Source organism: Caenispirillum bisanense (genome assembly GCF_900230255.1).
In the GTDB taxonomy this organism is placed as follows: domain Bacteria; phylum Pseudomonadota; class Alphaproteobacteria; order Rhodospirillales; family Rhodospirillaceae; genus Caenispirillum; species Caenispirillum bisanense_A.
In genome coordinates this window covers 510,927-531,570 of the sequence record NZ_OCNJ01000003.1, presented here as the reverse complement: position 1 = coordinate 531,570, position 20,644 = coordinate 510,927, and the positions used below count along the sequence as shown (strand labels likewise).

General features: G+C 69.5%; 24 protein-coding genes. 6 read left to right on the top strand and 18 right to left on the bottom strand.

Going from position 1 to position 20,644, the window contains the following annotated elements:
- Nucleotide 1 precedes the first annotated feature (1 nt).
- From CRP50_RS09695 to motA, 5 genes are all read right to left on the bottom strand, one after another.
- On the bottom strand, nucleotides 2-565 hold the full coding sequence (locus tag CRP50_RS09695; protein WP_097278931.1) for a TRAP transporter small permease subunit: 564 nt from the start codon (nucleotides 563-565) through the stop codon (nucleotides 2-4).
- 165 nt (nucleotides 566-730) lie between these two features.
- Nucleotides 731-1,831, bottom strand: a complete 1,101-nt coding sequence (locus CRP50_RS09690) for a TRAP transporter substrate-binding protein (RefSeq protein ID WP_097278930.1) — start codon at nucleotides 1,829-1,831, stop codon at nucleotides 731-733.
- Between the two features lie 179 nt (nucleotides 1,832-2,010).
- On the bottom strand, nucleotides 2,011-2,763 hold the full coding sequence (locus CRP50_RS09685) for an arginyltransferase (RefSeq protein WP_097278980.1): 753 nt from the start codon (nucleotides 2,761-2,763) through the stop codon (nucleotides 2,011-2,013).
- A 180-nt stretch (nucleotides 2,764-2,943) separates the two neighbouring features.
- On the bottom strand, nucleotides 2,944-3,903 hold the full coding sequence (locus CRP50_RS09680; RefSeq protein ID WP_097278929.1) for a flagellar motor protein MotB: 960 nt from the start codon (nucleotides 3,901-3,903) through the stop codon (nucleotides 2,944-2,946).
- 47 nt (nucleotides 3,904-3,950) lie between these two features.
- Nucleotides 3,951-4,811: a flagellar motor stator protein MotA gene (gene motA, locus CRP50_RS09675; protein ID WP_097278928.1), complete on the bottom strand. Its 861-nt coding sequence runs from the start codon at nucleotides 4,809-4,811 to the stop codon at nucleotides 3,951-3,953.
- A gap of 261 nt (nucleotides 4,812-5,072) precedes the next feature.
- On the opposite strand from motA, the gene CRP50_RS09670 reads away from it, so the two are divergent.
- From CRP50_RS09670 to CRP50_RS09655, 4 genes are all read left to right on the top strand, one after another.
- Nucleotides 5,073-5,555, top strand: coding sequence for a flavin reductase family protein (locus CRP50_RS09670; protein WP_097278927.1), 483 nt, complete (start codon nucleotides 5,073-5,075; stop codon nucleotides 5,553-5,555).
- 146 nt (nucleotides 5,556-5,701) lie between these two features.
- A complete protein-coding gene (locus CRP50_RS09665) occupies nucleotides 5,702-6,238 on the top strand; it encodes a GNAT family N-acetyltransferase (protein ID WP_097278926.1) in 537 nt (178 codons plus the stop codon).
- Nucleotides 6,239-6,350: 112 nt separating this feature from the next.
- The gene (locus tag CRP50_RS09660) at nucleotides 6,351-6,620 is read left to right on the top strand and encodes a hypothetical protein (RefSeq protein ID WP_097278925.1); all 270 of its coding nucleotides are present in this window, start codon (nucleotides 6,351-6,353) and stop codon (nucleotides 6,618-6,620) included.
- A gap of 65 nt (nucleotides 6,621-6,685) precedes the next feature.
- Nucleotides 6,686-7,516, top strand: a complete 831-nt coding sequence (locus CRP50_RS09655; RefSeq protein WP_097278924.1) for an inositol monophosphatase family protein — start codon at nucleotides 6,686-6,688, stop codon at nucleotides 7,514-7,516.
- Between the two features lie 31 nt (nucleotides 7,517-7,547).
- Here CRP50_RS09655 and CRP50_RS09650 read toward each other — a convergent pair whose 3' ends face one another.
- From CRP50_RS09650 to CRP50_RS09640, 3 genes are read right to left on the bottom strand one after another with little or no spacing between them, the layout of a single operon-like run.
- Nucleotides 7,548-8,234: a hypothetical protein gene (locus CRP50_RS09650; RefSeq protein ID WP_097278923.1), complete on the bottom strand. Its 687-nt coding sequence runs from the start codon at nucleotides 8,232-8,234 to the stop codon at nucleotides 7,548-7,550.
- On the bottom strand, nucleotides 8,231-9,067 hold the full coding sequence (mazG, locus tag CRP50_RS09645) for a nucleoside triphosphate pyrophosphohydrolase (RefSeq protein ID WP_097278922.1): 837 nt from the start codon (nucleotides 9,065-9,067) through the stop codon (nucleotides 8,231-8,233). The genes CRP50_RS09650 and mazG overlap by 4 nt, the downstream gene beginning before the upstream one ends.
- A 40-nt stretch (nucleotides 9,068-9,107) precedes the next feature.
- Complete coding sequence (locus tag CRP50_RS09640; protein ID WP_097278921.1) at nucleotides 9,108-9,368, bottom strand: hypothetical protein; 261 nt, start codon at nucleotides 9,366-9,368, stop codon at nucleotides 9,108-9,110.
- A gap of 151 nt (nucleotides 9,369-9,519) precedes the next feature.
- On the opposite strand from CRP50_RS09640, the gene CRP50_RS25045 reads away from it, so the two are divergent.
- The gene (locus CRP50_RS25045) at nucleotides 9,520-9,789 is read left to right on the top strand and encodes a hypothetical protein (RefSeq protein WP_141415099.1); all 270 of its coding nucleotides are present in this window, start codon (nucleotides 9,520-9,522) and stop codon (nucleotides 9,787-9,789) included.
- Nucleotides 9,790-9,874: 85 nt separating this feature from the next.
- Here CRP50_RS25045 and CRP50_RS09635 read toward each other — a convergent pair whose 3' ends face one another.
- The gene (locus tag CRP50_RS09635) at nucleotides 9,875-10,741 is read right to left on the bottom strand and encodes a LysR family transcriptional regulator (protein ID WP_097278920.1); all 867 of its coding nucleotides are present in this window, start codon (nucleotides 10,739-10,741) and stop codon (nucleotides 9,875-9,877) included.
- A gap of 98 nt (nucleotides 10,742-10,839) precedes the next feature.
- Here CRP50_RS09635 and CRP50_RS09630 point away from each other — a divergent pair, with 98 nt between their 5' ends.
- The gene (locus tag CRP50_RS09630; RefSeq protein WP_097278919.1) at nucleotides 10,840-11,580 is read left to right on the top strand and encodes an NAD(P)H-dependent oxidoreductase; all 741 of its coding nucleotides are present in this window, start codon (nucleotides 10,840-10,842) and stop codon (nucleotides 11,578-11,580) included.
- Here the strand turns inward: CRP50_RS09630 and CRP50_RS09625 are convergent.
- The 9 genes from CRP50_RS09625 to CRP50_RS26340 all read right to left on the bottom strand — a co-directional run bounded on the left by CRP50_RS09625 (nucleotide 11,577) and on the right by CRP50_RS26340 (nucleotide 20,622).
- Nucleotides 11,577-12,338, bottom strand: coding sequence for a sulfite exporter TauE/SafE family protein (locus CRP50_RS09625; RefSeq protein ID WP_097278918.1), 762 nt, complete (start codon nucleotides 12,336-12,338; stop codon nucleotides 11,577-11,579). The two genes, CRP50_RS09630 and CRP50_RS09625, sit on opposite strands and share 4 nt — an antisense overlap.
- 101 nt (nucleotides 12,339-12,439) lie before the next feature.
- On the bottom strand, nucleotides 12,440-13,210 hold the full coding sequence (gene fabI, locus CRP50_RS09620) for an enoyl-ACP reductase FabI (protein ID WP_097278917.1): 771 nt from the start codon (nucleotides 13,208-13,210) through the stop codon (nucleotides 12,440-12,442).
- A 97-nt stretch (nucleotides 13,211-13,307) separates the two neighbouring features.
- A complete protein-coding gene (locus tag CRP50_RS09615; RefSeq protein ID WP_176525100.1) occupies nucleotides 13,308-14,078 on the bottom strand; it encodes an MBL fold metallo-hydrolase in 771 nt (256 codons plus the stop codon).
- 19 nt (nucleotides 14,079-14,097) lie between these two features.
- Nucleotides 14,098-14,895: a TatD family hydrolase gene (locus CRP50_RS09610; protein WP_097278916.1), complete on the bottom strand. Its 798-nt coding sequence runs from the start codon at nucleotides 14,893-14,895 to the stop codon at nucleotides 14,098-14,100.
- On the bottom strand, nucleotides 14,895-16,547 hold the full coding sequence (gene metG / locus CRP50_RS09605) for a methionine--tRNA ligase (RefSeq protein WP_281257909.1): 1,653 nt from the start codon (nucleotides 16,545-16,547) through the stop codon (nucleotides 14,895-14,897). Before metG ends, CRP50_RS09610 begins: the two co-directional genes overlap by 1 nt.
- Nucleotides 16,483-17,628, bottom strand: coding sequence for a DNA polymerase III subunit delta' (locus CRP50_RS09600; RefSeq protein ID WP_097278914.1), 1,146 nt, complete (start codon nucleotides 17,626-17,628; stop codon nucleotides 16,483-16,485). Before CRP50_RS09600 ends, metG begins: the two co-directional genes overlap by 65 nt.
- The gene (gene tmk / locus CRP50_RS09595) at nucleotides 17,625-18,305 is read right to left on the bottom strand and encodes a dTMP kinase (RefSeq protein ID WP_097278913.1); all 681 of its coding nucleotides are present in this window, start codon (nucleotides 18,303-18,305) and stop codon (nucleotides 17,625-17,627) included. The genes CRP50_RS09600 and tmk overlap by 4 nt, the downstream gene beginning before the upstream one ends.
- A 10-nt stretch (nucleotides 18,306-18,315) precedes the next feature.
- A complete protein-coding gene (locus tag CRP50_RS09590; protein WP_097278912.1) occupies nucleotides 18,316-19,545 on the bottom strand; it encodes a D-alanyl-D-alanine carboxypeptidase family protein in 1,230 nt (409 codons plus the stop codon).
- Nucleotides 19,546-19,680: 135 nt separating this feature from the next.
- On the bottom strand, nucleotides 19,681-20,622 hold the full coding sequence (locus CRP50_RS26340) for a septal ring lytic transglycosylase RlpA family protein (RefSeq protein ID WP_097278911.1): 942 nt from the start codon (nucleotides 20,620-20,622) through the stop codon (nucleotides 19,681-19,683).
- Nucleotides 20,623-20,644 lie beyond the last annotated feature (22 nt).

Here is a 20,644-nt window from a genome sequence, read left to right as displayed (position 1 = left end):
GTCAGTGGGCTCCGCCGGTACGTTCGTGGGCAGGGACGGTGGTGTCGCCGTGGTCGTCGATGACGCCGGCGAGCACGAGGCCCGACTTGATCGCCATGGCGAGGCCCTGCAGGGCCACCAGCACGGTGAAGGCCAGGATCGTCGTCTTCAGCAGATAGACGCCCTGGATGCCGCTGGTCTCCTTGGAGCCTTCGAACACCGCCCAGGAGTTCATCACGTAGGGCAGGGCGACGTACCAGACGAGAATGCAGAAGGGGAACAGAAGCAGCAGGACGCCCGCGAGGTCGACCATCGCCTTCTTCCGCACCGTCGCGCCGCGGTAGAAGATGTCGACGCGGACGTGCCCTTCCTTCAGCAGCGTATAGCCGGCGCCCACCAGGAACACCAGGCTGTGCATGTAGAGGATGCTTTCCTGCATCCAGATGAAGCCGAGGCCGAAGACGTAGCGCAGCACCACGACGGTGAACTGCACCAGCACCATGCCCAGCGTCAGCCAGGCCATGAGCTTGCCGATGATGCTGTTGGTGCGGTCGATGGCCCGCGCCAGTAGATACAGAGCCTGCACGGTGGCACTCTCGCGCTATGCGGTGGAAGAGGTCCCGAACCCGGGATGCGCTGGCAGTCTAGCCGGAGTCCCGGCCGTCGCGGAAGAGCAGGGCCTTCCGCCGCCCTCAAATACGGCGGCCTGCGCCCCGGAGGAGGCGCAGGCCGGTGATGGACGCTGTCGCGCTTACTTCGTGTACTTGTAGTCCAGGTTGCGCGAGTCGAAGTAGGCGTTCTCGGAGATGTTGGCCCACTCCTTCGCGTTGGCGCGGAAGTCGATGAAGCTGTCGTAGACCTTCTTCACGTCCTCGTTGCCGGCGGCCAGTTCGGCGATGGTCTCGCCGGACACCCGGCCGATTTCCTTCATGACGTCGTCGGAGAACTTGCGCAGCTGCACCTTGTGCTCGTTGACCAGGGTCTTGAGCGCGGCGCCGTTGCGGGCGTTGAACTCGGCGAGCATGTAGTCGTTCTCGGCGGCGGCGGCGTTCTGCAGGATCTGGCGCTGCGCCGGCGTGAAGCCTTCCCACGCGCCCTTGTTGAAGCCGACGGAGAACGACGTGCCCGGCTCGTGGAAGCCCGGGTAGTAGTAGAACTTGGCGATCTTGTGGAAGCCGAAGGCCAGGTCGTTCCAGGGGCCGACCCACTCGGTCGCGTCGATGGCGCCCGACTGCAGGGCCGGGTAGATCTCACCGCCCGGCAGCGACAGGGTGGAGGCGCCCAGGCGACGCAGCACTTCACCGCCGAGGCCCGGAATGCGCATCTTCAGACCCTTGAGGTCCTCGAGCGTGTTGATCTCGCGGTTGAACCAGCCGCCCATCTGGACGCCGGTGTTGCCGACCAGCATGGCCTTCACGTTGAACTTGGCCGACAGCTCGTCCCACAGTTCCTGGCCGCCGCCGTGGTAGATCCAGGCGTTGTTCTCGGCGGCGGTGAGGCCGAAGGGAACGGCGGAGAAGAAGTTGAAGGCCGGCGACTTGCCGGGCCAGTAGTACTCGGCGCCGTGGTACATCTCGGCCGTGCCGGAGGAAACGGCGTCGAAGATCTCGAACGGCGGCACCAGTTCGCCGGCGGCGAACACGCGCACCGACAACTGGCCGTCGGTCGCTTCGGTGATGCGCTTGGCGAGACGCTCGGCCCCGACGCCCATGCCCGGGAAGTTCTTCGGCCAGGCCGTCACCATCTTCAGCTCGCGCTTGTTCTGCGCGATCGCCGGGGCGGCGAGGCCCGAGGCGGCGGCGAGACCGGCGGCGGCGGGCACGACGCCCTTGATGAACTCACGACGCTTCATGGATGTTTCCCTTCGACGCATTTGATTGAATTAAATGATCCACAGGCACCGGTCGAACCGTCCCGGGGCTACATGGCGCCGGGGTTGTAAGGGTTCAAGATGCCATGCGACCTCCCGCAATCAAGTTGCGGAAGTATAAGCGATTTAGCCGAATGTGCAACGCCCCGGGTCGGGTTTGGCTAACGGTCGGCCGGAGTTTCCGGAACGAACGTTTCATCGATCCGCCGCCACCCCTGACTGGTGAAGCCTTCGAGCGGCCGGAAGCGGATCTTGTAAGCCATCTTGCGGCTGTCGCGAATCCAGTACCCGAGATAGACGTAGGGCAGGCCGAGGCGCCGCGCCTCCGCCACCAGCCACAGCACCATGTGGGTGCCGAGGCTGCGGTCGGTCAGGCGCGGGTCGAAGAAGCTGTAGACCGCAGAGAGGCCGTCGGTCATGCGGTCGGTCAGGCACACGGCCTTCAACTCGCCGTCACCGTCGCGGAACTCGAGCAGGCAGGTGTCGATGGGGCTTTCGTCGACCATGGAGCGATAGTCGTAGAAGCCCATGAGCGCCATGTCGCTGCCGGTATGGCGCTCCGCCTGATAGCGGCTGAACAACGCGTACTGCTCGGCAGTCGCGCGCGCCGGCACCGGCGTCGCGTGCAGGTCCTGGTTGGCGGCCCACACCTTGCGCTGGGTGCGCGACTGGCTGAACTCCGCGGTGACGATGCGCACCGGCACGCAGGCATTGCAGCCCGAGCAGGCGGGCGCGTAGGCGATGGAGTGGCTGCGGCGGAATCCGGCCCGCGACAGGACGTCGTGCAGGGCGTCGGCGCCCGGCGGCGTCAGTTCCGTCACGATCTTGCGCTCCATCCGGCCCGGCAGGTAGGGGCAGGGCATGGGCGCGGTCGTGAAGAAGAACTGCGGCCGCTTGACTGACTGGTGGTCCATGACCATGCAGACTGACGCTCCTTCGGTCGGCGCCGCGGCCCGTGCCGCCGGCGCCCGCCTTCGTCACTTCACTATGGGGCATGGCGGCGGCTCGTTCCAGTCCCCCCGTCTGCCGGAGAAACGGCCTCGCCGTCGCCGCGGTTGGCGGCGCGCGGGCGGGCAGGGGGCGCCGCGAGGCCCTCAGCGACCGCGGATGATGCTCGGCATCCGGTCGTTGGCGGGGGTTTCGGCCGGCGCCTCGTCCGTCGGGCGATCCCGCAGAAGGATGATGCTGATGCGCCGGTTGCGCGGGTTGTCGGGCTGGTCGTCGACCAGAAGCTCCGACGACGCCTTGCCGGTGACGCGGTTGACCTGATCCTCCGGCACGCCGGCGTTCGAGAGCACGCGGCGGGCGGCGAGGGCGCGGTCGGCCGAGAGTTCCCAGTTGCCGTATCCGCCCTGGTCGTTGAACGGCGTGCCGTCGGTGTGGCCGTCGACGGCGATCTGGTAGGGCAGGCGCTTGACCACGTTGGCCACCAGTTCCAGCAGCGCCTTGGTCTGCGGGAACATGCCGGCGCCGCCGGCCGGGAACATGCTGCGGCCCTCGTTGTCGACGATCTGGATGCGCAGGCCTTCCGGAGTCTGGTCGACCACCAGGTTGGGCGCCATCTTGGCGAGGTCGGGCACCGACTGCATGGCGGCGCGCAACTCGTCTTCCACCTTCCCCATTTCTTCGGCCTGACGGCGCTCGGCCTCGGCCTTGCTCGCCTGGGTGCCGGAGACGAAGTCGTCGACGTCCTGGTCGGTGCGGCCTTCCTTGGGGTCGGTGAAGTCGTCGCCGCCCTGGCCGATGGTCGGCGGCGGCAGGGTCATGGCGATGGGCGAGCCGCTGTTGTTGGACGATGCGCCCTCGCCGATCACCTGGCCGCCCAGCATGCCGCCGGCACCCGAGGGGCTCTGCGACACGGTGACGGGGCTGAAGTAGTTGGAAATGCCCTGCAGCTGCTCTTCCGTCACCGCGTTCAGCAGCCACAGCAGCAGGAAGAAGGCCATCATCGCGGTCACGAAGTCGGCATAGGCCACCTTCCAGGCGCCGCCGTGGTGCGCGGCGCCGCCTTTCTTGATCCGCTTGATGATCGTGACGTTGCGTTCTTCCGCCATGACGCTTCCTCTACCCGGCCCGCAGGCCGGTTTTCTCGTCCGCTACTTTATTCGGTCGGCAGGTTGGTGACGGTTTCTTCCAGCTGCTGGAAGGTCGGACGGAGGTGGTCGGGCAGGATCTTGCGGGCGAACTCGATGGAGACCTGCGGCGCGTAGCCCTGCATGTGGGCCAGCAGGCCGGCCTTCATGCACTGCAGGTAGAGCGTCTCGTTGTCGAACACCGACTGCATCGCCTTGCCGTAGGGCGCGAAGAAGCCGTAGGACAGCAGCACGCCCGAGAAGGTGCCGACCAGCGCCGCGCCGATGAGGTGACCGAGCACCTCCGGCGGCTCGGTGATCGAGCCCATGGTGTGAATGACGCCCAGCACCGCCGCGACGATACCGAGGGCCGGCATGCCGTCCGCCATGTTGATCACGCTGTGCGAGATCTCGTGGTTGTGGTGGTGATGGGCCTCGATTTCCGCGTCGATGATGGCCTCGACCTCGTGCGCGTTGTTGGTGCCGAGCGTCAGGAGACGCAGGTAGTCGCACAGGAAGGCCAGATTGTGGTGGTCGGCGGCGAACTTGGGGAAGCGCTGGAACAGCGGGCTGTCGTCGGGTTTCTCGACGTGGCTTTCCAGCGCCAGGTCGCCCTTGGTCTTGGCCAGCTTGAACACCGAGTACAGCATGGACAGCAGTTCCAGGAAGCTGTCCTTGTTGTACTTGGGACCGCGCAGCATGGGGCCGATCGCCTTGATCGTGCCCGTCAGGATCGGCTTCGGTGCGCCGATGATGAAACTTCCGAAGGCCGCGCCGAAGATGATGACGAACTCGAACGGCTGCCAGAGCACGCCGAGGTGGCCGCCTGCACCCATGTACCCGCCGATCACGCTCAGGATGACGACGATGGTGCCGATGATGACGAGCATTCTCTGGTCCTACTATCCGTTCAGAGCTTCAGGCGTTCTGCCGATACGGCATCCGCGTCGGAAAAACCAGCGAGTTCGGGCGGTTGGCCCCGGGGCCGCAGAAAGCGGCGCGATTATAGCGATGCGACCGATCGAAAGGGAAGTCTCATCCGCCGCGTGGGTACCCCAAAGTCACCTTTGCGCCTGTGTGGCAATTCATGTTAGTCCGGAGGACACCGGTCGTGCCCCCGCGATCCCCGTCCGAACTATCGGGTCAGGCAGATGAGCATCGACGAACGCTCTTACAAGAAGGCTCTCGGCTGTTTTGCCAGCGGGGTCGCCGTCATGACCACCACCGACGCGGCCGGCCGCTCCGTCGGCGTCACCGTCAGCGCCTTCACCTCCCTGTCGCTGTCTCCCCCGCTCGTTCTGTTCTGCCTCGACCGCCGCACCTCGGGAATCGACGCCTTCCGCTCGGGCTCCTTCGCCGTCAACATCCTGCGCGAGGACCAGCGGGAACTTTCCATCCGCTTCGCCAGCCGCCGCGACGACAAGTTCGCCGGGCTGGAATGCCGCACAGGGGTCGCCGGCGCCCCCATTCTCCCCAACTGCCTCGCCGTGCTGGAATGCTCGGTCGAGAGCGTGTCCGACGGCGGCGACCACGAAATCTTCCTCGGGCGCGTCCACCACATGGAGTACCAGACCGGCGGGCAGCCGCTGCTGTACTTCCGTGGTGCCTATGCCCGCATCGATTCCTGCCTCTGATCGCCCTAATCTTCCGTTAAGACGGCAGGACTTTCGCCGTGTGCCGGCCGGGCGGCCCGCACTTTCGGCGCAGAGAGGCCCTTGCAGGGGGCTCGGCCGTCGGCCTAAGACCCGCCGCCGGTCCCAGCCGCGGAGCTTCTGCCGTCATGCCGTCCCCCATCGTCGTCCGCCCCTCCACCGAAGCCGACATGCCGCAGGTGCAGGCCATCTATGCCCACCACGTGCTGACCGGCATCGCGTCGTTCGAGACGGTGCCGCCGGACGAGGTGGAAATGCTCCGCCGCCGTGCCGACATCGTCGGCCGCGGGCTGCCCTATCTGGTGGCGACGGACGGCGAGGGCGGGGCCGTGGTCGGCTACGCCTATGCCGGGCTCTACCGGCCGCGGCCGGCCTATCGCCATACGGTGGAGGATTCGGTCTACGTGGCGCCGGGGCAGGGCAGGCGGGGCATCGGCCGGCAGTTGCTCGCCGCCGTCGTCGCCCACTGCGAGGCCATGGGCCTGCGCCAGATGATCGCCGTCATCGGCGACAGCGGCAACAGCGGCTCCATCGGCCTGCACGAGAGCCTCGGCTTCGTCCGCGTCGGCCTGTTGCCGTCGGTGGGGTTCAAGTTCGGGCGGTGGGTCGACAGCGTGCTCATGCAGCGGCCGCTGGGCGAGGGCGACGGTACCCTGCCGGACTGACGCTGCAGCCATCTACTAGTAGACAGCGGGCCGGGAAACCGTGAAACACGGTAGACCCGCAACCGCCCTCGTGCGATCGTCTTCTACTAGTAGAGAGACAGGAGGGCGCCGCATGGCCACCACCGAATCGCAGACGCGCTGGCGCCGCAAGAACCGCTACGTCAAGAAGCAGCTCAACGTCATGGCGCGCGGGCAGGTGCACGCCTGGCTGGAGGAGGTGGGCGACCGCTTCGCGCTGCGCGGCAAGGGCGAGGCGGTCGCCTTCTCGGCCTTCGTCGTGCAATGGCTGATGCAGCAGTCCGGCCACAATGCCGAGGCGGCGCGACTCCTCGATCTGCTGTCGGACGCCTATCAATCCGACCGGGAGCTCTATGCCCCCTGACGGACGTTGTCCCCCCGTGCGCCCGGCCGTTGCCGCCGGCGGCGGGTTGCCGTAGAAGAGGGACCATGACCGCCGCCACGATCCACAGAACCGTCGATCCCGACGCCGTCGCCGCCATCATGCGCGAGGTGGCGCTGGCCGAGATCCTGCCGCGCTTCCGCAGCCTGGAAAGCCACGAGATCAGCCAGAAGAGCCACCCGGGCGACCTGGTGACCGCCGCCGACGTGGCGGCCGAAAAGGCCCTGGCGGAGCGGCTGCGGGCGTTGCTGCCCGGATCGGTGGTGGTGGGCGAGGAAACGGCGCACGCCGACCCCGCCGTGCTCGACAAGCTGCAGGAAGACGCGCCGGTCTGGGTGCTCGATCCCGTCGACGGCACCCGCAACTTCGCCCACGGCGTCGCCCGCTTCGCCGTCATGGTGGCGCTGGTGCGCGGCGGCGATACGGTCGCCGGCTGGATCCTCGATCCGGTGGCCGACAGCCTCTACGTCGCCGAGTGCGGCGCCGGCAGTTGGTGCGACGGTCGCCGCATCCGGGTGTGCGAGCCGGCTCCGCTGCGCCGGCTGACCGGGGCCACCGGCTACGCCCACGCCAAGCTGTTCAAGCCCATGGGCATCCGCACCCGCCAGACCGGCAGCGCCGCCCACGACTACATGCAGGCGAGCGACGGCCGCATCGGCTTCGCCCTGTTCCGCCGACGCCTGAACCCGTGGGACCACGCCGCCGGCGCGCTCATCCACGCCGAGGCCGGCGGCTATGCCCGCCTGTTCGACGGGCGCAGCTATCGCCCCGGCGACACGGCGGGCGACCACATCATTCTCGCACCGGACGAAGAGGTGTGGCGGGAGATCCGCGAGATCATCGCTCCCCACGTGGCGGCCCACGCCAAGCGGCGTTGACGGGGCGGGCAGGGGCTGCGCGACGGGCGCGTCAGTTCCCCGGCCGCGCCGCGCCGGGAATCTCCAGCTTGGCCTCGAAATGCGGTTCCTGGCCGCGCACGCCGTTGATGTTCCAGTCGTAGATCACGTAGCCCTCGGGCCCGAGGCGCACCGAATCCGCGTTGTGGCGAATCACCTCGGCGTTGGTGGTGATGCGGAACAGGCCGCGGCTGTTCAGGCCGGCGCGCTCGATGGTTTCCGGCGGGATCATCTTGATGGCCTGGCTGCCGGTGACGGTGATCTTGCCGTCTTCCGCCGTCTGCATGCTGATGATGCGGGCGTTGCGGCGCACGAAGGTCACCAGGTCGGGCAGGTCGAGCCGGCCGAGCCGGTTGTACTCCACCGCGAAGGTGCCGGGGCCGACGGGGCGGACGGTGGAGAAGTTGCTGTCGCGGTCCAGGTCGCGCTGGAACACGGCCATGCGCTCCGGCAGTTCGGCCTCGCTGACCTTGCCCTCGCGCAGGTCCTTCACCAGCGGCAGCCACGTCAGATTGCCCTTGAAGTACACGCCGTACTCGCCGGTGCGGGCGAGGCGGATTTCCGACTGGAAGCGGTCGGGCAGGTAGCATCCGGCCAGCAGCGGCAGGGTGAGCACCAGCGCCGCGGCGGCCCGCACGGCACGGCGGGCAAAGGCGGGCAGGGCCGGCAGCAGGCGGCGGCGTGCGAGGGCGGCGGTCATCCGCGGAGGTCTTTCTTCACTCGGCCCCACAGGGCCTCCATCTCGTCCAGGCTCGAATTCTCCGGCGATTTCCCCTGCTTTTCAAGCAGGTCCTCGACGGCGCGGAAGCGACGCTCGAACTTGGCATTGGCGGCACGCAAGGCGCTCTCTGCGTCCACCCCGGTCTTGCGGGCGAGATTGGCGACGGCGAACAGCAGGTCGCCGATTTCCTCCTCGACGCGGGCCGGGTCCTGTTCGGGGGCGTCCAGCTCGACGCGCACTTCCTCCAGCTCTTCCTCTATCTTGTCGATGACCTGGGCGGCGTCGGGCCAGTCGAAGCCGACGCGGCCGACGCGCTTCTGGATCTTCACGGCGCGCACCAGGGCGGGCAGGGCGACCGGCAGGCCGTCCAGCACCGAATGGCGGGCGGCGGCGCCCTCGGACGCCTCGGCGGCGGCCTTGGCGGCGCGCTCGCGGGCCTTCTGTTCCTCCCACGCCGCCGTCTGGGCATCGGCGTCGGCCACCTCGGCATCGCCGAACACGTTGGGATGCCGCCGCAGCATCTTGGCGCAGATGGACCCGACGACGTCGGCGAAGGCGAAATGCCCGCCTTCCTCGGCCATGCGGCTGTGAAACACCACCTGCAGCAGCAGGTCGCCCAGTTCGTCCTGCAGGTCGGCCATGACGCCGCGTTCGATGGCGTCGGCGACCTCGTAGGCTTCTTCGAGGGTGTAGGGCGCGATGGAGGCGAAGGTCTGCTCCAGGTCCCACGGGCAGCCGCCGTCGGGATCGCGCAGCCGGGCCATGATGGCGAGCAGGTCGTCGACGGGCCGGGGACGGATCTCGTGCGTCATGCTGCCTCGGTGCTTTCCAGTTTGCCGCCGGGATACCGGCTCAGTGCTTCGTCGTGGAGCCGGGCGGCCGGCCGATCAGGCGCAGGAAGGCCTGCCACTTGGTCTCGCCGCCCTTGCCGGCGGGCAGGGCGCCAGCCGCCTCCGCCGCCTTGACGGCACGGATCTGCCGCCGCCGGGCGGTCATGAAGGCCTGCGCCTCGGGCGTATCGAGCAGCTCGCGCTTCTTCAGCTCCGCCAGCAGCAGATCGCTCATGCGCAGCCAGTGCTGGCCGAAGCGGTTTCCGAGGTCGTCGTCGGACATTGGGATGCGGACCGTCGTGGCGGATCGGGCGGACCGGCGGATCATGGCGGGTCAGGGCAGGGCACGCAACACCTCTGACGTTCGGCAGGATTGGCACAGGCTTGTTGAGGGTGCATTCATAGCATCGATCAACCTGTAGGAGATCGCGCCGATGGTCCGTCGGCTTCTCGTGTGCCTCAGCATCGTCGCTTCGACCCTCGCCGTTCCGACCGGTGGCGATGCCGCCGTCCTCAATGGCGGCGCCAAGCGCAAGGATACGCCATCGGCGAAGGCGTGCTGGCAGCAGCCGAGCCTTTCGCCGTCATGCAAGCCGACCAACGTCCAGCGACAGTGGTGCAAGAACCCGGATTTCCGGCGGAACGGCAATGCCTCTCTGTGCTGGTGGGTGGACCGGTGGGACTACGTGTACGGCAAGCGCTGAGGAGGGCCTTCCTGGCCGCCCAACATCCGTTTGTCGCATAATGTATATTATGAAGAGGATTGCCGCAGATCCGGAAGAGGGCGCTTCACAAGGGTTTCCCGGCCAAAGCCGCCGCCACATGATCGAGCAGCGCCCGGATCCGCGTCGTGTGCCGGAGGTCGGCATGTGTCAGCAGCCAGAGGTCCGTCGCCAGGGCCTCGATCGGGTCGCCGAGGCGCTGCAGGCCGGGATCGGCGTCGGCAAGATAGCGCGGCAGCACGGCGATGCCCGAACCGCATCGCACGGCGGTGGCCATTGCCAGCACGCTGTCCAGGCGCAGGACGCAGCGCTCGGCGTACCCGGCGGCCGCCATCCAGCGCTCCAGCGTCCGGTAGCCCATGGTGTCGTCGGGACCGATCCAGTCTGCGGCGGCGAGGGCGGCGGCCTGCCCTGCCCCGGCGGCGCCGTAGACGGCCTGCCGTAGCTGGCCGAGCCGTCGGCCGACCAGGGACTCCGGCGGGCTGTCCGACGGACGGATGGCGATGTCGGCGTCGCGCCGCGACAGGTCGTGGACGCGGTTGGAGACGGTCACTTCCAGGGTGATGGCCGGATGCGCCCGGCGGAAGTCGGTCAGGATCCGCGCAAGCAGGCCGGCATAGAGCGTATCCGTGGTGGTGACGCGCACGATGCCCGAGGGCGCCAGGTCGCGCCCCTGGACGCGCCGCTCGGCGTCCAGCACCTCCGTCTCGACGCGCCGCGCCACCGCCGCGAGGTCCTCGCCGGCCGGTGTCGCCGTGTAGCCTTCCGGCAGGCGCTCGAACAGGCGCACGCCGAGGCGGTCCTCCAGCGCATCCAGCCGGCGGAAGACGGTGGTGTGGCTGACGCCCAGCCGGCGCCCGGCACCGGCGAGCGATCCGGCCTCGGCGATGGCGAGCACGATGCGCAGGTCGTCCCAGCGCAACGCCCTGTCCATTTCTGCAAGCTCCTTCGGCAGGAATGAGGACTGCCTGTCCGGCTATGAACAGCCTACGTTGGCTAGACCATCAAGACAAGCCCAAAAGGAGAACAGCCGTGCACGTCCTCATCGTCCATGCCCATCCCGAGCCGACGTCCTTCAACGCCGCCCTCACCGACGTCGCGACGGAAATGCTGCGCCAGGCCGGCCATGCGGTGGAAGTTTCGGACCTGTATCGTTCCGGGTTCGATCCGGTGGAGGGGCCGGATCACTACGCCCCGCGGGCCGATCCGCACCGCTTCGCCGCGCTGGCCGAGCAGCGGCAGGCCGGCCAGGCCGGAACCCTGCCCTCGGCCGTGACGGCGGAGATCGCGCGGCTGGAGCGCGCCGACCTGGTGATCTTCCAGTTTCCCGTCTGGTGGCATGCGCCGCCGGCCATGCTCAAGGGCTGGCTCGACCGGGTCTTCGTGAGCGGCCGGCTCTACACCAGCACCAAGCGCTACGACCGCGGCCACTTCCGCGGCAAGCGGGCGCTGGTCTCGGTGACGGCCGGCGCCCCGGCGGGAACCTTCGGCAGAGGCGGGCGGGGCGGCGACCTGGGCGCCATCCTATGGCCCCTGCACTACTCGCTCCACTACATGGGATTCACGGTGCTGCCGCCTGCCCTCGCCGGCGGCATCCAGGGCCACGGCTACACCTACCAGGGCGCCGAGGCCCTGGCGGGCCACCTGGAGGAGCGCAAGCGGGTCTGGGCGGAACGTCTGCACCGGCTCGACGGCGACGTGCCGCTGCGCTTCCCCGGCTGGGACGACTGGGATGCGGCCGGCCGGTCGGTCGCAGCCGCGGCCACCTGCTAGAGCCGGGCGAAGAACAGCGCCGTCATCACCGCGCCCGTCACCACCACCACGCCCCGCACCCAGGCGGCCGGCACGGCGCGGGAGGCGCGGGCGCCGGCATAGCCGCCGGCCACGGCGGCGACCGCCATGGGCAGCGCATAGACCCACTCGACCACGCCGCCGCCTGCATAGAGCAGCACGGCGATGAACGTCAGCAGGGCGGACAGCACGTTCTTCAGGCCGTTGGCGACGTTGATGTCGGCCTCGCCCAGCAGCCGCAGCATGGCCAGCAGGATGATGCCGAGGCCGCCGTTGAAGTAGCCGCCGTAGACGGATACCGCGAGGATGGCGAGGCCGGTGACGGCGGCGCCCTGCCCGCCTCCCGCGCCGCCGCGGCCGAGGCGCGCCAGCAGCATGGGCCCGAAGGCGAAGAGCAGCGTCGCCACCAGCAGCAACCAGGGCACCAGGGCGCTGAAGGCCTCGTTGCTGGTTACCAGAAGCAGCGCCGCACCGACGGCACCGCCCATGCCGGTGATCACCGCCACGGCCTTGAGCGACAGGCCGCCCGGCGGCGGCCGCAGCAGGTCGCGGAAGCCCCAGGCGCTCGCCACGTAGCCGGGCAGCAGCGCGACCGTGCCGGTGGCGTTGGCGGTCACCGGCGGCACGCCGATGAACACCAGCGCCGGCAGGGTGAGGAACGATCCGCCGCCGGCGATGGCGTTCAAGGCCCCGCCGAAGAAGGCGGCCGTGCAGATGAGGGCGAGGTCGGCGAGGTCCATGGGGTTTCCGCGGCGCGTGAAAAGCGGCAGCCTAACCCCTTGTCAGGCGGGCGGAAAGATCCATTGTCCGGCCCCTCCCGCCTGCCCTGCCCGACCCCGCCTCAGGCGACGATGTTGTAGCCGGCGTCGACGTAGTGGACGCCGCCCGTCACCGTGCGGGCGCCGTCGGACACGAGGAAGTTGGCGTAGTCGCCGATTTCCTCGATGGTCACCAGCGTGTGCTGCGGCGCCCGGTCGGCGGCGCGCGCCATCATCTCGTCGAACCGCTGGATGCCGCTGGCGGCGCGGGTCTTCAGCGGCCCCGGCGAGATGGCGTTGACGCGGATGCCCTTCTCGCCCAGTTCGGCGGCCATGTAGCGGGTGACGCTCTCCAGCGCCGCCTTCACCGGGCCCATGAGGTTGTAGTCGGTCACCACCTTCTCGGCGCCGTAGAAGGTGACGGTGAGCAGGCTGCCGCCGTTCTTCATCAGCGGCTCGGCGTACTGGGCGACGCGGATGAAGCTGTGGCAGCTGACGTCCATGGCCTGGGCGAAGCCGTCGCGCGAGCAATCCACCACGCGGCCGTGCAGGTCGTCCTTAGGCGCGAAGGCGATGGAGTGCAGCACGAAGTCGAGCTCGCCCCACTGTTCCGTCACCGCCTCGAACACGCCGCGCAGCTGGCCGCTCTCGCGCACGTCGCAGGGGCCGAGCAGCAGCGCGTCGATGCGCTCGGCCAGCGGCGCGACGTAGGGCTTCGCCTTCTCGTTCAGGTAGGACACGGCCAGTTCGGCGCCGGCGGCATGGAACTGCTGCGCGCAGCCCCAGGCGATGCTCTGGTCGTTGGCGATGCCGATGACGAGGCCTTTCTTGCCGGCCAAGGAAAAGGGTGACATGGCGCTCTCCGTGAGGGTTTGTTGCAGTGCAACGCCACGGCAAAACGCCTTAATCGGCTGCGGGTTTCCAGTGAAAGTATGAAGACGACACGCGGCGTCAGGCGACGTCGAGCACCATGCCGTCGTACCCCGGCTCGATCCCGGCCGGCAGGGTGTCGCACAGGGTGCGGTAGTCGAGCCCCGGCCCCATGTGGGTGAGGATGGTGCGCGCCGGCCCGACCCGCCCATGCCAGTCGACCACCTTGGCGACGTGGGCGTGGGTGGAATGGGGCTGGTCGGTCAGGCAGCCGACCACCCAGGTGCGCACCCCCGCCAGCGCCGCGAAGGCGGCCTCGTCCAGGCTCAGCACGTCGGTGGAATAGGCGAAGTCGCCGAAGCGGAAGCCCCAGCTGGTGGTCCAGCCGTGATCCTGGGCGAAGCTGCGCACCGTCAGCCCGCCCACCTGGAAGGACGGCGCCAGTTCGTGCGGGATCAGCCAGGGGCGGAAGATGGGCTGCGTCGCCAGGTCGATGCCCTCGAAGGCATAGGCGAAGCGGTGCTGCAGGTCGGCGAGCGTGTCGGCGTCGCCCCAGATGTCGAGCGGCGCCCGCATGGCGCGGTTGATCTCGCGCAGCTCGTCCAGGCCGTGGATGTGGTCGGCGTGGGCGTGGGTGTAGAGCACCGCCGTCAGGTGGCGCACGTCGGCGGTCAGCAACTGCTCGCGCACGTCGGGGCCGCTGTCGACCAGGATGCGCGTGTCGCCGTCCTCCACCAGGATGGAGGAGCGCAGGCGGCGGTTGCGCGGCTCGGCGGGGTCGCAGGCGCCCCAGCCGACCGACAGCATGGGGACGCCGCCGGCGGCGCCGGTGCCGAGGAGGGTGACCCGCACCGCCCGCCCCTCGCCCGGCCTACTCGGCCGCCAGGGCGGCGGGCTTCGGCGCCTTGCCGAACAGCCGGAAGAAGTTGGCGGTGGTCGCCTCCTCGATCTCGCGCACCGACACGCCCTTCACCTCGGCCAGCACCGCCGCCGTATGGGCGACGAAGGCCGGCTCGTTGCGCTTGCCGCGCTTGGGCACCGGCGCCAGATAGGGCGCGTCCGTCTCTACTAGTAGACGGTCCAGCGGCACCGCGCGGGCGGTCTCCCGCAGGTCTTCCGACTTCTTGAAGGTCAGGATGCCGGACAGCGAGATGTACAGGCCCAATTCAACAGCCTTTTCAGCGAGTTCCCGGCCGGAGCTGAAGCAATGGATGAGGCCGGGGAAGGCGCCTTCCGCCATCTCTTCCGTCAGGATCCGGGCGGTGTCGGCGTCGGCGTCGCGGGTGTGTACCACCACCGGCAACTGCGCCTCGCGCGCCGCCATGAGGTGGGCGCGGAAGGAGCGCTGCTGCTTCTCGCGCGGGCTGTGGTCGTAGAAGTAGTCGAGCCCGGTTTCGCCGAACCCGATCACCTTCGGGTGCTGCGCCTTCTCGACCAGTTGGGCGGCCGTCACCGCCGGCTCGGCACCCGCCTCGTGCGGGTGGATGCCGACCGTGCAAGTCACCTCGGGGAAACGCTCCGCCACGGCCAGCACCTGGCCGAACTTGGTGACGTGGGTGCAGATGGTGAGCATGTGCCCGATCCCGGCCCCGCGGGCGCGCTCGACGACGGCGTCGAGTTCCTCCGCGAAGTCCGGGAAGTCGAGGTGGCAATGGCTGTCGACGAGCATCAGCCCTTGGTCTCCTGGTTCTCCTCTTCGACGAAGCGCGGGAACACCCCCTGCGGCTTCGGCAGGTCGGTGCCTGGCACCAGCGCCCCGCCCTCGCCCAGCGCCGTGAAGGCGCGGGCATCGGCCGGCACGGCCAGCTGGTCGAGCATCTTCGCCGCGCTCTCGGGCGTCACCGGCTGCATCAGGATCGCCACCTGGCGCACGGTCTCCATGAGCACCCAGAGGACGGTCGCCATGCGGTCGGGATCGGTCTTGCGCAGCGCCCAGGGCGCCTGCCGGTCCACATAGGCATTGGCGGCGCGCACGACAACCCAGATGGCTTCCAGCGCCTCGTGGAAGGCCTGGCGGTCCATGAGCGGGCGCAGGCGGCCGATCAGGCCCCAGGCGGCGTCCAGCAGCTCGCGGTCGTCGGCGGTCAGCTCGCCGCGCGCCGGCACCTGGGCGCCGCAGTTCTTGGCGACCATGGACAGCACGCGCTGGGCGAGGTTGCCGAGGTCGTTGGCCAGCTCGCCGTTCATGCGGTTGACCATGGCACGGTGGCTGAAGTCGCCGTCGTTGCCGAAGGGCACCTCGCGCAGCAGGAAGTAGCGCACCTGATCGCGGCCATAGCTCTCGATCAGCGCCAGCGGGTCGATGACGTTGCCGACCGACTTGGAGATCTTCTGGCCTTCATTGGTCCACCAGCCGTGGGCGAACACGCGCTTGGGCGGCGCCAGCTCGGCGGCCATGAGGAAGGCCGGCCAGAACACGGCGTGGAAGCGCAGGATGTCCTTGCCCACCATGTGCAGGTCGGCGGGCCAGAACTTGGCGTACTCGCCGCCCTGGTCGGGGTAGCCGACGGCGGTGATGTAGTTGGTCAGGGCATCGAGCCAGACGTACATGATGTGGTCGTCGTCGCCCGGCACCGGCACGCCCCACTTGAAGGTGGTGCGCGACACCGACAGGTCCTGCAGGCCCGACTTCACGAAGCTGATGACCTCGTTGCGGCGGCTGTCGGGGGCGATGAAGCCCGGGTTGTCCTCGTAGAACTTCAGCAGGCGGTCGCCCCAGGCGGACAGCTTGAAGAAGTAGCTCGGCTCCTCCACCCATTCCACCGGCGCGCCGGTGGGCGCCAGCTTGGTGCCGTCGGGCTGGGTGACCAGCTCGTCCTCGGCGTAGAAGGCCTCGTCGCGCACGGCGTACCAGCCCTTGTAGGCGTCGAGGTAGATCTCGCCCTTCTCGATCAGGCGGTTCCACAGGGCCTGGCAGGCGGCGAGGTGGCGTTCCTCGGTGGTGCGGATGAAGTCGTCGTTGGAGAAGTTCATGGCCGCGGCGAGGTCGCGGAAGTTCTGCGACACCTCGTCGGTGAAGGCCTTGGGGGCGATGCCCTTGGCGGCCGCCGACTTCTCCACCTTCTGGCCGTGCTCGTCGGTGCCCGTCAGGAACTTCACGTCGAAGCCGTCCAGCCGCTTGAAGCGGGCCAGAACGTCGCAGGCCAGCGTGGTGTAGGCGTGCCCGATGTGCGGCTTGTCGTTGACGTAATAGATGGGCGTGGTGATGTAGAAGGGCGTCTGCCCGCTCATCGCGAGGGCCTCCGGCTGGCGTGTCTCAAGCCCGGACCAGCCGCTCGACCGCGAGGAAGGCGCTGATGAGGGCCTGTTTCTTGTCGAGATTGACCGCGGTGGTCCGGTCGAAAAGGTGGGTGATCTTTTCCCACACCTGCACCCATTGTTCAAGGCTACCCGCCTCGGCCAGCCTTCGGGTGAGGGCGGCCTCGCCGGGCAGCACTTCCGGGTCCGGATGGCCCCTGCCCTTGGCCCGGATCACGCGGCCGAGCCACCAGGTGAACAGGTCGCTGGCGATGCGGAAGCCGTCGTCGCCGCGGGCGAGCTTCTCGGCGAGCGCGTGCAGGCCGCCGACGTCGAGCTTGGGCAGCCCCTGCAGCAGCGCCAGCAGGTCGCGGTAGAGGTCGAGCCCGCCCTGTTCCTCCAGGTCCAGCGCCACGCCGACGCTGCCCTCGCCCATGGCCGCCAGCGCGTCGCGGTCGGCGGCGGCGAGGCCGGGCTTGTGGCGGGCCAGCAGGTCGACCACCTGGGCATGGCGCAGCGGCGTCAGCGGCAGGCGGCGGCAGCGCGAGCGGATGGTCGGCAGCAGGCGCGCCGGGTTGTGGCTGACCAGCAGCAGAAGGGCGCGGCGCGGCGGTTCCTCCAGCACCTTCAGCACGGCGTTGGCGGCGTTGCGGTTCATCTCCTCGGCGCCGTCGATGAGCACGATGCGCCAGCCGCCCTCGGCCGAGGTCATGGAGAGGAAGTGCCCGATGCCGCGCACGGCATCCACCGTGATGACGCCCTGGGCGCGCAGGCGCTTGGTCTTCTTGTCCTCCACCAGCTCGCGCTGGATCACCCGCAGGTCGCCGTGGCCGCCCGCCGCCACCCGGCGTACCACCGGATGATCGGGCGCCAGGTCGAGGGACGTCGGCAGCACCGGCGGCAGGGCGTCGCCGAACAGGCTGGGGCCGGCCGCCGCCGCGGCGCCGGCGTCGGTGGCGCCCTGGGCCAGCACGAAGCGGGCGATGCGGTAGGCGAGCGTCGCCTTGCCGATGCCGCGCGGGCCGGATATCAGCCAGGCGTGGTGCATGCGGCCCGAGGTCCAGGCGTCCAGCACCTCGCGCTCCGCCGCCTCGTGCCCGACCAGGTCGAGCATGCGGCTCGGCAGCAGCGGATCGTCGAGGGCGGCGTCGGCGGCGGGGCTCATGCCGGGCCGTCTCCCGCCGGAGCCGCCGCGTCGGGCAGCGGCAGGCGTTCGGCGACGGCGGCGAGGATGGCGGCGTGCACCTCCTCCGGCGTCCCCTCGGCGGAGACGACGGCGCAGCGCTGGCGGTCGCGGCGGGCGATTTCCAGGAAGCCCTCGCGCAGGCGCTCGTGGAAGGCGACGTCCATGCGCTCGTAGCGGTCCTCGGCACCGCCGCGGCCGCCGGCGCGGGCGAGGCCCTGTTCCACCGGCAGGTCGAGGATCACCGTCAGGTCCGGCTTGAAGCCGTCGAGGACCAGCGCGTCCAGCCGCCGGATCGTCTCGCGGCCGAGCTGATGGCCGTAGCCCTGGTAGGCCATGGTGCTGTCGGCGAAGCGGTCGCACACCACCCAGCGCCCGCCCACCAACGCCGGCGCGATGACGCGGCGGCAGTGATCGCGGCGGGCGGCGTAGTGCAGCAGGGCTTCGGTCATGGGGTCCCAGCGTCCCGGCTCGCCGGTCACCAGCAGGGTGCGGATGTCCTCCGCGCCCGTGGAGCCGCCGGGCTCGCGGGTGGCGACCACGTCGAGCCCGCGGCCGCGCAGGGCCTCGGCCAGCAGGCGCGCCTGGGTGGACTTGCCTGCGCCCTCGCCGCCTTCCAGCGTGATGAAAGCCCCGCGTTGCCGCCGCGCCTGCGTCACCGGCCGCGCCTTACTGGCTCTGCGCCGGCGCCGCCGCCGGCACTGCGGCCGGCTGCGGCTGCACGTAGCCGAACACCATGTTCTTGGCGGCCGCCACCATGCGCCCGAAGAAGCCGAGCTTGGGCACGTCGGCGCCCGCCACCAGCGGGTATTCCTTGCGCTCCATCTCCGGCGCGTCGACCACCAGGCGGGCGATCTGCTGGCCCTTCTGGATGGGCGCCGGCACCGGGCCGTCGTAGACCACCTTCACCTGGAAGTCGTCGCCGGGGCGGCGCGGCATGGTCAGGCGCAGGTCGCGGTCGATGACCAGCGGCACGGTCGCCATCTCGCCCAGCCACACCTCGGCGTTCTCCACCGTGTCGCCGGCCTTGAACAGGTCGCGGTTCTCGAAGCTGCGGAAGCCCCAGTCGAGCAGCTGCTGCGTCTCCTGCCCGCGTTCCTTGGTGGACGCGAGGCCGTTGACCACCAGGATGAGCCGCCGGTCGCCGCGCTTGGCCGAGGCGGTGAGGCCGTAGCCCGCGATCTCCGTATGGCCGGTCTTCAGCCCGTCGGCGTCGATGGGCATGTAGAGCAGCGGATTGCGGTTGTGCTGGGTGATCCCGTTATACGTGAACTCCGTCATGCTGTACATGGAGTAGTATTCCGGGAAGTCCAGGATCAGGCGCTTGGCCAGCGTCGCCAGGTCGCGCGCCGTCATGTAGTGGTCGGGGTCGGGCAGGCCGGTGGCGTTGGTGAAGTGCGAGCCGGACAGGCCGATTTCCTTGGCCTTGCGGTTCAGCAACTCGGCGAAGGAGTCCTCGCTGCCGGCGATGTTCTCGGCCACCACGATGCAGGCGTCGTTGCCCGACTGGATGATGATGCCGTGCAGCAGATCCTCGACCGTCGCCTGGCTGTTGGGCTCGAGGAACATGGTCGAGCCGCCCGAGGCCGCACCGCCCTTGCGCCAGGCGTTTTCCGACACGGTGAACACGTCGTCCATCTTCAGCTTGCCCTGCTTGAGCAGCTCGAAGACGACGTAGGTGGTCATCAGCTTGCTCATGGACGACGGCGGCATGGCGATGTCGGCGTCCTTGGCGAACATGACCGTCTCGGTGTGGAAGTCCATGAGAAGCGCTTCGCGCGCCTTGGTCTCGATGGCCGCCGCCTGCCCCGAGGCCGCGGCGAACAGCACAGCCGCCAGTGCCGCGGCGGCGCCGCCGCGCGTCCAGGTCCGGTAGGTCTTGCCCGTCGTCACCGTCATCGTACCCTGTACCTTGTCATGACATCGTTGTTCGAAAGCCCGCGTCCGTCGCGGCGACCGCCACGCTGCCACCCGATCGGGGCGACTTGATGGCGCCGGCGCCGCCGTTCCGGAAATTCCGGCGGCCCGACCGCGCTAGTCGGCCACCACCACGGCGTCGGAATAGCCGGCGCCGCGCACGCGGTCCAGCATGCGCTGGGCCTCGCCGGCGTCGGCCAGGGGGCCGATGCGGACGCGGTAGAGCGTCGCCGCGCCCGACTGCACGGGCATGATCACCGTCGGGCCGTAGTCCTGCAACTGGAACTCCAGGTGACGGGCGTTCTCCATGGTGGAGAAGGCGCCGGCCTGAACGTAGGCCCCGCCGACCACGGCCGCCTGCGGCCGCGTCGCGGCGACCACCGGGGCCGGCGCGGGCGGCGCCGTCTGCACCATGACCGGCGGCGGCGCCGGCGTCGCGACCACCACGGCCGGTGCGGCCGCCGCCGGGGCGGCCGGGGCCGAGACCGTCACCACGGCGCCCTCGCCGCGGCCCTTGCCGAGCATGGCGTCGCGCAGGGCGACGCTTTCTTCCGGCAGGATCTCCACCCGCACCCGCGTCGTGCCCTTGGCCTCGTAGCCGAGCAGCTGGGCGCCGCGGCGCGACACGTCGATGATGCGGTTCTTGGCGAAGGGGCCGCGATCGTTCACCCGCAGGATGAGCGAGCGGCCGTTGTCGAGGTTCGTCACCCGCACGACGGACGGCAGCGGCAGCGTGCGGTGCGCCGCCGTCAGGTCGTTCATGTCGTAGACTTCGCCGTTGGCGGTCGGCTTGCCGTGGAAGTCGGCGCCGTACCACGAGGCGACGCCGTCCTCGCGGTAGTCGTACTCTTCCTTCGGGTAGTACCACGTGCCGTCGATCTGGTAGGGCTTGCCCACCTTGTAGACGCCGCGCGCCGGCAGGTCGGCCGAGCCGGTCACCCGCTTCGCCGTATGGGCGGCGAACTGGGTCTCGGCGCAGGCGGCGAGCGCCAGGGTGGCGACGGCCAGCACGCCGGCTCGGGCGGCCAGACCACGGAACAAACCGCGCGAACGCAACATCTGGTGGCCCCTACCCTGCTCT

Bases quoted from the DNA above. Each gene is read 5' to 3' on its own strand.
- motA (WP_097278928.1), bottom strand. From the start codon at position 4,811: ATGCTCGTCATCATCGGCACCATCGTCGTCATCCTGAGCGTGATCGGC.
- mazG (WP_097278922.1), bottom strand. From the start codon at position 9,067: ATGACGCACGAGATCCGTCCCCGGCCCGTCGACGACCTGCTCGCCATC.
- CRP50_RS09660 (WP_097278925.1), top strand. From the start codon at position 6,351: ATGGCCACCACCGAATCGCAGACGCGCTGGCGCCGCAAGAACCGCTAC.
- CRP50_RS09690 (WP_097278930.1), bottom strand. From the start codon at position 1,831: ATGAAGCGTCGTGAGTTCATCAAGGGCGTCGTGCCCGCCGCCGCCGGT.
- CRP50_RS09655 (WP_097278924.1), top strand. From the start codon at position 6,686: ATGACCGCCGCCACGATCCACAGAACCGTCGATCCCGACGCCGTCGCC.
- fabI (WP_097278917.1), bottom strand. From the start codon at position 13,210: ATGTCACCCTTTTCCTTGGCCGGCAAGAAAGGCCTCGTCATCGGCATC.
- CRP50_RS09640 (WP_097278921.1), bottom strand. From the start codon at position 9,368: ATGTCCGACGACGACCTCGGAAACCGCTTCGGCCAGCACTGGCTGCGC.
- CRP50_RS09600 (WP_097278914.1), bottom strand. From the start codon at position 17,628: ATGAGCCCCGCCGCCGACGCCGCCCTCGACGATCCGCTGCTGCCGAGC.
- CRP50_RS09665 (WP_097278926.1), top strand. From the start codon at position 5,702: ATGCCGTCCCCCATCGTCGTCCGCCCCTCCACCGAAGCCGACATGCCG.
- CRP50_RS09680 (WP_097278929.1), bottom strand. From the start codon at position 3,903: ATGGCGGAAGAACGCAACGTCACGATCATCAAGCGGATCAAGAAAGGC.
- CRP50_RS09685 (WP_097278980.1), bottom strand. From the start codon at position 2,763: ATGGACCACCAGTCAGTCAAGCGGCCGCAGTTCTTCTTCACGACCGCG.
- CRP50_RS09590 (WP_097278912.1), bottom strand. From the start codon at position 19,545: ATGACGGTGACGACGGGCAAGACCTACCGGACCTGGACGCGCGGCGGC.
- CRP50_RS26340 (WP_097278911.1), bottom strand. From the start codon at position 20,622: ATGTTGCGTTCGCGCGGTTTGTTCCGTGGTCTGGCCGCCCGAGCCGGC.
- CRP50_RS25045 (WP_141415099.1), top strand. From the start codon at position 9,520: ATGGTCCGTCGGCTTCTCGTGTGCCTCAGCATCGTCGCTTCGACCCTC.
- CRP50_RS09635 (WP_097278920.1), bottom strand. From the start codon at position 10,741: ATGGACAGGGCGTTGCGCTGGGACGACCTGCGCATCGTGCTCGCCATC.
- CRP50_RS09670 (WP_097278927.1), top strand. From the start codon at position 5,073: ATGAGCATCGACGAACGCTCTTACAAGAAGGCTCTCGGCTGTTTTGCC.
- CRP50_RS09610 (WP_097278916.1), bottom strand. From the start codon at position 14,895: ATGCTCGTCGACAGCCATTGCCACCTCGACTTCCCGGACTTCGCGGAG.
- CRP50_RS09650 (WP_097278923.1), bottom strand. From the start codon at position 8,234: ATGACCGCCGCCCTCGCACGCCGCCGCCTGCTGCCGGCCCTGCCCGCC.
- CRP50_RS09625 (WP_097278918.1), bottom strand. From the start codon at position 12,338: ATGGACCTCGCCGACCTCGCCCTCATCTGCACGGCCGCCTTCTTCGGC.